Raw genomic sequence first — 12,671 nt, 5'->3', positions numbered from 1 at the left:
TCCCCCTGGCGCCCGAACAGGGTGAGCACCTCCACCGAAGACTCACCCGCGGGGCCGAACCAGTGCGGCCTCGCGATGATCGCCGGTGGCCCGGCGGGCGCGTCGCTCAGCTACCTCACGGGGTGGCGGGGCGGATTCTGGGGCGTGGCGGCCCTCACCGCGGCCGGGGCCGTACTGACCCTTCTGACGCTGCCCGCGACGGCCGCGGCCAAGGAGCCCAGCGTCGAACGCGAGCTTCGCACCATGCGACAGCCGCAACCGTGGGTGGTATACGCCGCCACCGTGCTGAGCACGGCCGCCTACATGATCTCGTTCAACTACCTCGCGGCGTTCCTGACCGAGGTCACCGGCATTCCCGGGGTCTGGGTCCCCGCGGTGCTCGCGCTGTTCGGCGTGGGCGCCTTCATCGGTCTGACCGTCGGAGGCCGGATCGCCGATCGGTGGCCCACGCGCGCACTGCTCATCGGGGCGATCGGCATCCTGGCCGCCTCCGTCCTGCTCGGGGTCCTCGCGCGGCACACGCCGGCCGTCATCCCCCTCGTCCTGCTCCTCGGGATCGCAGGTTTCGTCCTCAACCCGGCCATCTACGCGCGGGTGTTCGCCATCGCGTCCGACGCCCCGACGCTTGCCGGGGCCACCACCGTCTCCGCGTTCCAGCTCGGCATCAGCCTCGTCCCCGCGCTCGCCGGGGCGGCGCTCAACGCCGGCGCGGGCATCACCTCCGTCACGTGGATCGGCGCGGCCCTGGCGGCGGCCGTCGTGCCGGCCGTCCTCACCGACCGGATGATCTCCCGTCGCGGGCCGCGCCAGGGTTGAGGGTCGCCGTGACACCGCCTATCGCTGCTGGGACCGGGATGTGGGGCAAGGGCCGGTGGGGGCACAGGAGATGGTCGACGACGCACCAAGCCAGGCCGGGGTAGGCCACACTCGGCGAGGACCCAGCGGATCAGGGAGGCCGCACGCTCGGCGAGGACCGGAGCGGGGTCAGCAGGGGTCCGGGCGGTCGGCGAGGGCTGCGGGGTCAGGGAAGGCGGTTGGCGAGGACCAGGGTGGCGGCCGAGGCGAACATGCCGCCGTTCCCCAGCACCACACCGACCTCCACCCCCGGCACCTGGGCCGCCGCCTCACCGCGCAGTTGCCGCACCGACTCCTGGATGGCGAACATGCCGTACATCCCCGTGTGCGTGTACGACAGGCCGCCGCCGTTCGTGTTCAGGGGGAGGCGGCCGCCCGGTGACGTGTGGCCCTCGGCGATGAAGGCGCCGGCCTCTCCCCTGCCGACGAACCCCAGGTCCTCCAGGCCGTAGATCGGCACGTGGGCGAACGCGTCGTACACCATGAGGTGGTCCACGTCGTCATGGCCGATCCTGGCCTCGGCGAAGGCCGCCTCGCCCGAGAGCCGGAACGCCTTCGACGTGGTGAAGTCCTCCATCTGCGAGATGATCGGGGACTCCGCCGACTCCCCCGAACCCAGCAGGTAGACCGGCGGCCGGCAGGACAGCTCCTCCGACGTGACGATCAGGGCGCCGCCGCCGTCCGTCACCAGGCAGCACTCCAGGAGGTGGAACGGGTACGCCACCATCCTCGACGCGAGCACGTCGTCCACCGTGATCAGGTCGCGGTGGAGGGCGCGCGGGTTGAGATGGGCCCACCTGCGCTGGGCCACGGCGACCTCCGCCAGCTGCTCGTGCGTCAGGCCGGTCTCCTTCATGTGGCGCAGGGCCGTGATCGTGAACGACGTCGGCGGGCCCACCACCCCGTACGGCAGCTCGAACTGGCCGATCAGCGAGTCGGGGCCCATTCCGTAACGGCCCGCTCCCACCCGTGACCTGCCGGACTCGCCATGGGTGATCAGCACCGTCCGGCACAGGCCGGCGCGGATCGCGGCGGCGGCGTGGCGTACGTGGAAGAGGAACGACGAGCCGCCCACACCCGTGCCGTCCAGCCAGGCGGGCGTGATGCCCAGGGCGTGGGCGATCTGGATCGGACCCGGGGTCCCGACCGTGGCGATGCCGTCTATGTCGTCCTTCGTCATGCGCGCGTCGGCGAGCGCGTTCCTCGCGGCCTCCAGGTGGAGCCGCATGGTCGAGTGGCCGGGAAGGCGGCCCAGCGCATCGGTCTCGGCGGCGCCCGCGATCACGACGGTCATCTGCGGCCCGCGGCGGGCTCGAAGAGGGGCACGTGCACGTCCCCCCGCTGCTCGAACACCACCCGCAACTCCATGTCGAGCGGCAGGTTCTCGGGGGTGCTGGGGACGCCCACGATGTTGCTCATCATGCGCACGCCCTCCTCCAGCTCGACCACCGCGATCGTGTACGGGGCATCGTCCTCGAAGCCGGGGGCGGGCCGATGATTGATCACGTACGAGTAAAGGGTCGCGCGGCCGCTGGCGCGTACCCACTCGACCTGGTCTCCGCCGCAGTGGGGGCAGCTCGGCCGCGGATAGAAGTAGTGTCGCGCGCACGTCTGGCAACGCTGGATCCTGAGCTCGCCCGCGGCCGTGCCGTCCCAGAACGGCTGGGTCTCGGGCGTGGGCTTGGGTACCGGCTTCATCGGCTCCCCCATCTGGTTCTAGAATTTCACTCTAAATCCAGATCGGGCAGCCCTTCAAGGGCTCGGTACGCCGTCGCCGTCCCTGCCCCGGCCCGACAGCACCTCGTCGAGCGTCGGACGGGTGTCGCCGGGAAGGCGCGGCCCCGGCTGGGCGAGCTGGATCAGCACCCCATGCGCCTCCTTCGGGTGCAGGAACACCTCACGCCAGCGCGGGTCAGCCGTGTTGAGGCCGTGCAGCCGGTAGCCGCGGGCGGTCAGCCTGGCAACCGCCTCGTCCAGGTCATGGACATGGAAGTTCAGATGGTGAACGCCGCCCCTGCCTCTGGTGAGCTCGAAGAAGCTGTCGAAGAACGTCGAGCCCGACAAGGGCTCCATGAGCTCGACCTTGCCGCCGTTCGCGTACGTGAGTTGCAGCGTGCGGTAGCCGGCGATCCGGTGGTCGCCACCTCCGCCCAGGTGCCGGCCGCCCAGCAGATCGCGGTAGATCGGCAGCAGATCCCTGATCCGGGGAGCGGCCACGGCGGTGTGGTCGAAGGACACGTCGAGGCCGTCGAGTTCGAGATCCAACGCGGGCTCCTTGGGTGGGGGCGATCCTAGAATCCGATTCTAGCGGCCGCGGTTCGCACCGCCCTGACGGACGTCCGACACCATCACCACCGGGGATCTCCGGAGCCGGCTACCACTCGACAGGCGGGCGCCGACACGAGCACGTCCGTCCCGCTCACCACGTGCCTCGCCGTCTCGTCCGGCCGGAAAGCGTGTCCGCCGACCCCGGGGTGACCGATCGATCCAGCGCCCGGCGACTCGTCCGGCGCAGCGCTCAGCGGCTCGCCCGAAGGGTCGCACGGCTCTCACCCGTGAGTGCGCGCGCCGCACGGCGCTCCCCTTGGGTGGTCGTACGCGCACAACACGGACGGCACATGCCCACGAACGCGCCCGGGCCCATGCCGTGTCACCACCCAGACGGCCGACGGGCCCGCCGTAACGGCGGGCCCGGTGTGCGGGTCAGCGGGCGTCACCCTGGACGCCACCAGCCACGGTCGGCGGATGGCGTGACCCTGGCTGTGCCGTAAAGACGAAGCTCTTCTCCGGGACCGATCCCGATACGGACCGATCCCGCCTTACAGATCCACCGTCAGGCGGATCACTCTCGGTGCAGCTTCCGGTAGGTGACACGGTGGGGACGGGCGGCGTCGGCGCCTAGCCGCTCGACCTTGTTCTTCTCGTAGTCGGCGAAGTTGCCCTCGAACCAGAACCAGTTCGAGCCCTCCTCCCACGCCAGGATGTGGGTGGCGATGCGGTCGAGGAACCACCTGTCGTGCGAGGTGATCACCGCGCAGCCCGGGAATTCGAGCAGCGCGTTCTCCAGCGACGACAGCGTCTCCGTGTCGAGGTCGTTGGTGGGCTCGTCGAGCAGCAGCACGTTTCCGCCCTGCTTGAGGGTGAGCGCCAGGTTGAGCCGGTTGCGCTCGCCGCCCGACAGCACCCCCGCCTTCTTCTGCTGGTCGGGCCCCTTGAAGCCGAAGGCCGCGATGTAGGCCCTCGACGGCATCTCCACGTTGCCGACCTTGATGTGGTCGAGCCCGTCGGAGACGACCTCCCACACGTTCTTGCCGGGGTCGATGCCACCGCGCGTCTGGTCGGCGTAGGAGATCTTGACGGTGTCTCCGACCACGATGGAGCCGCTGTCAGGCGTCTCCGAGCCCGTGATCATGCGGAACAGCGTGGTCTTGCCGACGCCGTTGGGGCCGATGACGCCGACGATGCCGTTGCGGGGCAGGTCGAACGTGAGCTTCTCCATCAGCAGGCGGTCGCCGAATCCCTTGGTGAGGTCGTCGGCCTTGATCACCGTGGTGCCGAGGCGCGGGCCCGGCGGGATCTGGATCTCGTCGAAGTCGAGCTTGCGGTGCTTGTCGGCCTCGGCCGCCATCTCTTCGTAGCGCTGGAGGCGGGCCTTGCTCTTGGTCTGGCGGGCCTTCGGGTTGGAGCGCACCCACTCCAGCTCGCCTTCCAGTCGCTTCTTGCGCTTGATGTCCTTCTGCCCTTCGACCTTGAGCCGCTGGGCCTTGGCCTCCAGGTAGGTGGAGTAGTTGCCTTCGTAGATGAAGGGACGGCCCCGGTCGAGCTCGAGGATCCAGCCGGCGACGTTGTCGAGGAAGTAGCGGTCGTGGGTGACGGACAGCACGGTGCCCGCGTATTTCTCCAGGTGCTGCTCCAGCCACTGCACGCTCTCGGCGTCGAGGTGGTTGGTGGGCTCGTCGAGCAGCAGCAGGTCGGGCGCCTCGAGCAGCAGCTTGCACAGCGCGACCCGGCGGCGCTCACCACCGGACAGCTTGGTCACGTCGGCGTCGGGCGGCGGGCAGCGCAGGGCGTCCATCGCCTGCTCGAGCTGGCTGTCGAGATCCCAGGCGTTGCGGTGCTCCAACTGGTCCTGGAGCTTGCCCATCTCCTCCAGCAGCTCGTCGCTGTAGTCGGTGGCCATCTGCTCGGCGATTTCGTTGTAGCGCTGGAGCATCGCCATCGTCTCCGCGACGCCCTCCTGCACGTTGCCGAGGACGGTCTTCTCCTCGTTGAGCGGGGGCTCCTGCTGGAGCATGCCCACCGAGAAGCCGGGCATGAGCTTCGCCTCGCCGTTGGACGGCTGCTCCAGGCCGGCCATCATCCGGAGCAGCGTCGACTTCCCGGTGCCGTTCGGCCCCAGGACACCGATCTTGGCTCCGGGCAGGAACGACAGGGTGACGTCGTCAAGGACAACCTTGTCGCCGTGCGCCTTGCGCACGCGCTGCAGCGTGTAGATGTACTCCGGCATGCTCTCTAGCTTAGGGGCTCCTGGCCCAGGCTTCCGCCGCTCCCTCCGTCGGCCTCCGACCGGACGCGCTCCAGGCAGATGTACGGCCGCCGGAACAGCCAGGCCGTCCGTGCGGGGCCGGGGGGCCGACCCGCTGGAGCGCCGATCCGGGACGTGCCATGGAAGCGCGCGGACATCGTCGCCGGAGCCGGGACGGGCAAGGGAGGGTCGGTCAGGAAGCGGGGTCGTCGGGGAGCGGTCGTGGGGGCGGCTGGACGACAGGAACGCAGACGCGGTCACGACCGAGCTCCTTGGCGCGGTAGAGGGCCAGGTCGGCGGCGGCCAGCAGCTCGATCAGGTCGTCGCCGTGCACGCTCATCAACGCGACGCCGACCGAGACGGTGACTCTGATCAGGGTGTCGTCGGCGGGGACGGCCATGTGGCCGGTGCGGGTGCGCAGGCGCTCGGCGACCCGGCGCGCCTCGTGGATGTCGGCCCCGGGCAGGAGCACGACGAACTCCTCACCGCCGAACCTGCCCACCACGTCGTAGTCGCGCAGCTGGCTGCGGAGCGTGGCCGCCACACCCACCAGCACCTGATCGCCCACCAGGTGGCCATGGGCGTCGTTGACACGTTTGAAATGGTCGATGTCGATGATCAGAAGCGCCAGTGTGTCGCCGGTGCGGCGCGCCCGGACGATCTCGGTGTCGGCCTCGCGCTGCCAGGCGGCCGCGTTGAGCAGACCGGTCTTGGCGTCGGTGCGGGCGGCTGCCTGCAGCTGGGCGTGCAGGAGACTGCGCTGGAGCAGCACCACCGGCGGCAGCGCGAGGAGCAGCAGCACCGGGTTGACGCCGCAGCCGATCGACACCGTGACGCCCAGGCAGAGCTCGACGATGTCGAGCAGCAGGCTCTCCTTGTTCCACAACACCTCGCGCCAGGGTGTCTCGGGGTCGGCGGTGTGCGCGGCGATCGCGATCAGGGAGATGTTGAGCAGCGAGAAGAGCGCGGCCGCCGCCACCGCGTGGAAGATCGGCCCGCCGTCGCCCTGCGACAGCGCCCACGGGTCGTCGACGACATGGTGGAAAGCCAGGGAGGCCATACACCCTGCCAGGCCGATGGCGGCCGAGCTGAACACCCGCCGATAGAGCACCGTCGCCTTCACGCGCACCTGCAGCAGGATCTGCAGCACGATCGGCGAGAAGAGTGCGTAGACCGGCGGCAGCAGCAGCGCCACGGGCAGCCACCAGGCGGACAGCAGGTCTCGCGCGACTCCGGCGGGCATGCCGAGACGCCTGGTCGCCTCGATGCACACCGCGCCGCACCCCATGAGGGCGCAGAACATCAGCAGATCCCGCCACCGCAACGAGGTGGACGCTCCGAGCACCACCATCGCGACGAGATCGAGACCGACGATCGCGCACAGATAGATCACAAGCGGGCGGCGTTGCCCAAGCAACGGCCATCGACCAGCGAGTGTTGACACACCGTCATGAGACTTGATCGAGGCGTGACCGGTAGCCGCCATCGCATCTCCTCCCTAACTAACGATGTGTAACACAATAATTGCGGAGTGTGCGTTGCGCGATGGGAACCGATACGTTGATATGGACCCACTCCCGCTCAGTCCACGAGCGGGCGGTGTTGTGGAGCCGCGCTGGAAAGGAGCAGCCATGGTGCGGGGCGTGACCTGGACCTATCAGGTGCCTTAGCCACCTGATCAGAGCTACACTCCATCGGCCGCCCTCGGGGTGCCAGTTCGGGCCACGCCGGTGCCCCCTCCCCCTCCGCTCAAGCCACGCCTGCCTGCCTGCTCTCCCAGCGTGTGATCCATCTCCTCCTCGCCGTCCCCGCAACATGCGGAAAGCCCCGACCGGCCTCCCAGCGACACCCCGCATCCCCGCCATCCCGGGCCCACCATCGGTGCGCGGCCCTCGGAGACACCCTCCGCACCGGCCCACCGGCAACCCTGAACACCGGGCTCGGCGGCGCCGGGTGTGCCGGACAGGGGGCATCGGGCGGCGCCGATGCCCCCTGCGCGACCCTCTGCGCGCGGGCCTACGCAGCCACGCGGTCCTCCAACTTCACCTGGTGCTCCTCGTCGTCAGAGCGCCCGTCTCCGGTGACGGACCGGTCGGCTTCGGCCCCGAGGATGCGAACGGTGTCGCCCTTCGACCGGGCGGAAACTCCGGCGGTGTCGCCCTTCGACGGAGTGACGGCGCCGGGAGTGTCGGTTGCCGGGGTGGGCTCGGGGCGGGACAGGGCCCGGAAGGGACGCGAGCCCATGGCCCAGTCGCTGGTCTCCTCGTCCAGGCGCTCGCGCATCTCCTTGCTCATCGAGCCGAGCCCGCCGCCGCGCTCGGGCTTGGCGAAGACGCCGGTGCCCCAGCGCAGGTCGTGTCCGACCGCGCTGGCCTCGATCTCGGGCACGAAGCGCCGGTCGCCCTCCGCGCCGAACTCGCGGATGCGCAGCTTGCCCGACACCACCACGGGCTGGCCGGCGCGGATGGAGGCTGCGACGTTGTCTCCCAGGGCGCGCCAGCAGCGAACCGTGAAGCAGACCTTCTCACCGTCTGTCCACTGGCCCGTCTTCCTGTCGAAGTAGCGGTGTGAGGTGAGCACCCGCAACGAGGTGACCTTGGTGCCTTCGTCGAAGCTGTATTGCCTCGGCTCTGCTGCGACGTTTCCGGTCAGCGTGACGTAGATGTCATTCATCCCTGTGCCTCCCCATCTGGCGGGCCGGGTGCCCGCGATCTGTGGCCCAGCGTGCCGCGGGGAGGCATGGCGGCGGCGTACGGAACGCGGTTCTGTGGACGGAGGGAAGGGCGGCCGGAGAGCCTGTGGACGGAGGGTCAGACCGACAGGTCCCGCAACGCGGTGAAGAAGGAGTGATGGCGGCCCAGCTCCCGCTCGACCGGCTCCACCACCATCGTCGCGGACACGGCGGCCACCCTGCGCCTCATCTCCCGCTCCAGCCGCTCACGCTCCCGGGAGGCGCCCAGCTCGACGAAGTTGCGTGCGGCGATGCCCGACAGCGCCCCCAGCCCCAGCACCGAGGCCATCATCAGCCCCACCCAGGGCAGCGCCCCGCCCTCGCCGAGCAACTCCAGCTGCGGAGGCAGCTGTCCCGGCATGAGCAGCCCGGCCACCAGCCAGACCACCCCGGCCACGAACACCCCCACCAGGGTGTACTGCCACACCTTGAGCGCGCGCCACCAGCCAGGTATCCGGTCGAGCTGCGGCGCCACCTCCGTGAGGTCCTCGGTCAGCGCCTGCGGGAGCTGGCCGGAGCGCGACCTGGCGGCCTGGTGCACCGCGGAGCGCCACACCGGATGCATGCCGGCGGAGAGCCCGTCGGCGAGCGCCTGCACGGCGTTGGCGACCTCGGCGGACTGGGCGCTCACGGAACCGGTCGTGATGCCGCGGATCTCCGCGCTCACGTCCTCCAGGCGCAGGGCCTTCAGCGGATCGGGGCGCAGCTTCGCGAACCACCGAGGGTACGGCCACCCGACCCACTGGCCGGACCGCTCGGCGTAGACGTTCTCCAGCGCCTCGCCCACCGCGGGCACGCCCACGGCGTCGCAGAGCGCGTCGGTCAGCCCCATCCGGCGGGCCTCGTCGACCGACGACGGCGCGGAGAGCGCCTCGCCGAGCGGCATGGCCTCGCCGAGGCGCTGCTCCAGGCGGTGCAGGTCGGCCTCGAGCTTCTGGATGGCGGCGCGCCGCCGGGAGACGGCGGTCGCTATGACGCTCTTGAGGCTTTCGATGCCCCGCCCGGTGACCGCCGAGGTGGGGACGACGCTGGGGTGGTCGACGCCTTCGCGGCGCAGCAGGTCGTTGAGGTCGATGACCAGCTCGGCCAGCTCTTCGGTGGTGAGCCGGTCGGCCTGGTTGAGCGCGAACACGGTGACCGCGTCGTGCCCCGCCAGGTCCGTGACGTAGCGCCGGTGCGTGGAGGCGTCGGCGTATTTCTGCGGATCGAGCACCCACACCACGAGGTCGGCCAGCCCGATCAGCCGGTCGGCCTCGGTGTCGGTGAGCGCCCTGATGGAGTCATGGTCGGGCAGGTCGAGCAGGATGAGCCCGTGCAGCTGGCTGTCGCCCTTGTCGAGGGCGCTGGCGCGGGAGAAGCGGTGCCGCCACTGGATCTGCAGCCAGTCGAGCAGCGGCCCGGCGCCCTCCAGCCCCCACACGCAGGCGTGGGTACGTGCGGTGGTCGGCCGGCGTACGCCGGTGGGCGAAAGCTCAAGCCCGGAGATCGCGTTGAACAGCGACGACTTGCCGCTGCCCGTGCCGCCCGCGAGGGCGACGACGGTGTGCTCGGACGACAGCTTGAGCCGGTCTCCGGCTCGCACCAGCACCCCGCTCGCCTCGTCGAGCAGCTTCTTGTCCAGCCGCCCCGGGCCCAGCTCCACCACCTTGGTGAGCGCGGTCAACCGCGGAGCGAGCCCCGGCCTGGTGGTCGTGGTGGTGGTCATCGAGCGACCTCGAGGTTGTACGTTGCCTGGTAAAGGCGGGTTGCGACGGACTCGTCGGGGATGCCCGCGGAGTCGAGCGCTTTCACGTAACGCATGGCTTCCTCGTCGAACAGCATGCTGATCCTGGTGCGCAGGTCGCTGAGCGCCTTCGCGCCGATGCCGCGCAGGGACTCGGCACCGAGCAGGGCGTTGACCAGCCGATGCGGCACGCCCTCGCCGTTGCTCCCGCTGAACATCGCGACCATGAAGATCAGGGCGAGCGAGTCGGGGTCGAACGAGACCAGCTTCGACACCGACCGCTTGGCCACACCCTCCGTGCGTACGAGCTCGCCCAGGTGGTCCTGCCAGGAGGCGATGGCGCGGCCCGTGTGGCGGATGAGGTTGTCAGAAGGGCTGTCGAGGCCCTCCGAGATCTTGGCGCCCAGCTCAGAGCGGTGCCGCCATCGCGCCACCACCTCCTCGGAGGCCCGGTGGGCGGCGGCGACGATCACTGACTCGAGGCCCGTGCGGATCGCCGCCTTGAACGCCAGCACGCGCTCGGGCGCCTGCTTGGCCGCCTTTCCGCGCCTGCGCAGCTGCAGCGAGCGCATGAGGTCGCCGGAACCGGCGAAGTCCTGCCATCGTGCCAGCACCTCGCCGTGCAGCAGCGAGCCGTTCTTGTACGCCTTGTCGATCTCCGTCAACGCGCCGCGGAAGGCCGCCTCCACGTCGCTGCGCAGCTCGGTCCTGAACGCGACCTGCCCCTCCAGATGCTTGGCCAGCGCGGGTACGCGGGTGCGGAAGCTGTCCAGCACGCCGTTGAGCGTCTCGCGTACAGCCTGCGCCCGGCGATCCTCGTCGACGGAGAGCTCGGCCAGCCAGAGCCGCAGCTCGGTGACCTCGCTGTCGGGCAACCTGCCGTCAGCCACCTTCGCCTCGTTGATGACGAACCTGTCGATGTCGCCCATGCCGTATTCGGTGAGCATGCGGACGAAGTGCTTGAGCACGACGTCGGCGGACCGGGGCTGCACGCGCGACAGCACGATGGCGAGCCGGGCGCCTCGCTCCTTGGCCAGGCGCAGCAGATTCCAGGCCGGGGCGTCGGCGTAGCGGGCCGCCGTGGTCACGAAGATCCACAGGTCGGCGGCGTCGAGCATGCGGTGCGCGATGTCGTGGTGCTCCTCCACGACCGAGTCGATGTCGGGGGTGTCGAGCAGCGCGACGCCCTGAGGGAGCTTCTCGGTCGAGACGACGACCAGGCTGCCCGGCCCGGCGTCGGGCGTGGGCGCGTCGAGACGCTGCAGGTCGCCGAGCAACTCGCCCTCCGCGAACCACGCGCGGTCGTCCGGGTGGCAGGCCAGGACGGGGGTGCCGGTGGTCGGGCGGCGTACGCCGGTGCGCGAGACGGTCTTCTCGGCGAGCGTGTTGACCAGGGTGGACTTGCCTGCGCCTGTCGAACCCGCGACCACGATGAGCGCGGGAGCGGCGCTGGTCCTGACCCGGGGCAGCACGTAGCCCTCGAGCTGGGCCAGCAGATCGGCCTGGGCCTGCCTGGCCTCGTCCACGCCTGGCAGATCGAGCCCGAAGTGCAGGTCGGCGACGCTCTCGCGGAGGGTGTCGAGCGCGTTCGTGAGCGCCTCGGCCGCCTCCGCCGGCAACTCCTCCGCCTGCCCGCCCGCGTCCTGATCGCCGGCCTGCTCGGCCTCACTGACCGCCTCGCCGTCACCGCCGGCGCCGGACTCGCCGCCGGCCCTAGCGTCGACGATCTCCTCGCCCCTGCTGCCGGTGGCGACATCGCCTACGGTCCCGGCATCGCCGCGCGACCCCGCCTCACCGACCGCCGCCGCCCCAGCGGCCGGCTCCGGCTTGCCGGCCGCTCCTGGCTCGCCACTCGTTCCTGGTACGCCGTCACCCGCGGGCACGTCGACCGCCCCCGGGTCGTCACCCGCCACCGAGCCGCCGGGCTCCGCGGGCACGTCGACCGCCTCCGGCTCGTCGGCCGGCGATTCGCTGGAGTGCGGCTCATTCGACGATCGCCCACCGGTGGTCCGCTTGCCGGGCCGCCGTCCGCTGGGTGAACGCTTGCCGGGGGAACGTTTGCCTGACGACCGGCCGGCAGTGGCGCCCTCGCCGGGAAGCGGCGCACCGGAGCTCTCGCCGCCCGGCCCCTCCGCCTCCGTGTCACCGGCGGCAGCGCGTGCGGGGGGCGTATCCCCTGCTCCCGGTCTGCCCCGGACGGCGGGCCTGCGCGCGAAGAGGCTGGGGCCGGCGGGTGGCGTGTCCTGCGCCGCGGGTCCGGATCCCGGCTCGGCTCCGGCCTCCAGCCCGGAGCCGGCGCCAGATCCGGAACGGTCAGCGGGCACGGAACCGGCGCCAGACCCGGAACGGGCTCCCTGCCCGGAGCCCGGCTGGGAGCCGGAACCGGCGCCAGACCCGGGACGGGCGGCGGGCTGACGAGTGAACAGGCCGCCGGCGGCGGGAGACCCCTCGTCCGCGGGCTGCTCTTCGCGGGCGGCAGGTCCGCGGCTGGAAGGGCCGTCATGGGAGGTCTTGCGCGGGCCCGGGCCGCCGAGTGAGGCGGGCTTGACGAAGAGGGAGGGGCGCTCGGCGGCGCCGGAGTCGTCGGGAACCGAAGGGGCGCGCAGGGCGGCGGGCTTCTCGAACAGGGACTGCCCTGACGGCTCCTCGGCGGGCTCGAGCGCAATGGAAGGATTCTCGGCCGCCGCAGGCTTCTGCGAGGCCGACGGCTCACGTGCGCGTCTGTCCACCGCCTCCGGCTCCTCTCGTGCCCTCTCCGGGGCACTGTCGTCCCGGACCTCGTCGAGGTCATCGTCAGTCACCGGGCGGAAGCTCATCGTCTGCTCCCCGCGTGACCC

Annotated in this window: 9 protein-coding genes; 1 reads left to right on the top strand and 8 read right to left on the bottom strand. The window is 70.9% G+C overall.

Features of this window, described 5'->3' with window-relative positions:
- The first annotated feature begins 21 nt into the window (after positions 1-21).
- The gene (locus tag ACTWPV_RS42490) at positions 22-816 is read left to right on the top strand and encodes an MFS transporter (protein WP_443156126.1); all 795 of its coding nucleotides are present in this window, start codon (positions 22-24) and stop codon (positions 814-816) included.
- Between the two features lie 205 nt (positions 817-1,021).
- Here the strand turns inward: ACTWPV_RS42490 and ACTWPV_RS42485 are convergent, their stop codons facing one another.
- The 8 genes from ACTWPV_RS42485 to ACTWPV_RS42450 all read right to left on the bottom strand — a co-directional run bounded on the left by ACTWPV_RS42485 (position 1,022) and on the right by ACTWPV_RS42450 (position 12,635).
- The gene (locus ACTWPV_RS42485) at positions 1,022-2,149 is read right to left on the bottom strand and encodes a thiolase C-terminal domain-containing protein (protein WP_443156125.1); all 1,128 of its coding nucleotides are present in this window, start codon (positions 2,147-2,149) and stop codon (positions 1,022-1,024) included.
- Positions 2,146-2,553: a Zn-ribbon domain-containing OB-fold protein gene (locus ACTWPV_RS42480; RefSeq protein WP_347649048.1), complete on the bottom strand. Its 408-nt coding sequence runs from the start codon at positions 2,551-2,553 to the stop codon at positions 2,146-2,148. The genes ACTWPV_RS42485 and ACTWPV_RS42480 overlap by 4 nt, the downstream gene beginning before the upstream one ends.
- Positions 2,554-2,607: 54 nt before the next feature.
- Positions 2,608-3,120, bottom strand: coding sequence for a VOC family protein (locus tag ACTWPV_RS42475; RefSeq protein WP_347649049.1), 513 nt, complete (start codon positions 3,118-3,120; stop codon positions 2,608-2,610).
- A gap of 577 nt (positions 3,121-3,697) precedes the next feature.
- Complete coding sequence (gene ettA / locus ACTWPV_RS42470) at positions 3,698-5,362, bottom strand: energy-dependent translational throttle protein EttA (RefSeq protein WP_347649050.1); 1,665 nt, start codon at positions 5,360-5,362, stop codon at positions 3,698-3,700.
- A 211-nt stretch (positions 5,363-5,573) separates the two neighbouring features.
- A complete protein-coding gene (locus tag ACTWPV_RS42465; protein WP_347649051.1) occupies positions 5,574-6,773 on the bottom strand; it encodes a GGDEF domain-containing protein in 1,200 nt (399 codons plus the stop codon).
- 623 nt (positions 6,774-7,396) lie between these two features.
- Entirely contained in the window at positions 7,397-8,053 is a 657-nt protein-coding gene (locus ACTWPV_RS42460; RefSeq protein ID WP_347649052.1) for a single-stranded DNA-binding protein, read from the bottom strand.
- Positions 8,054-8,190: 137 nt separating this feature from the next.
- Positions 8,191-9,816 (bottom strand): GTP-binding protein, encoded by a 1,626-nt coding sequence (locus ACTWPV_RS42455; protein WP_347649053.1) that lies wholly within the window; start codon positions 9,814-9,816, stop codon positions 8,191-8,193.
- Positions 9,813-12,635, bottom strand: coding sequence for a dynamin family protein (locus ACTWPV_RS42450; RefSeq protein ID WP_443156124.1), 2,823 nt, complete (start codon positions 12,633-12,635; stop codon positions 9,813-9,815). Before ACTWPV_RS42450 ends, ACTWPV_RS42455 begins: the two co-directional genes overlap by 4 nt.
- Positions 12,636-12,671: the final 36 nt, after the last annotated feature.

Source organism: Nonomuraea sp. KM88 (assembly GCF_052245635.1).
Classification (GTDB): domain Bacteria; phylum Actinomycetota; class Actinomycetes; order Streptosporangiales; family Streptosporangiaceae; genus Nonomuraea.
This window is presented reverse-complemented; position numbering and strand designations above follow the sequence as displayed.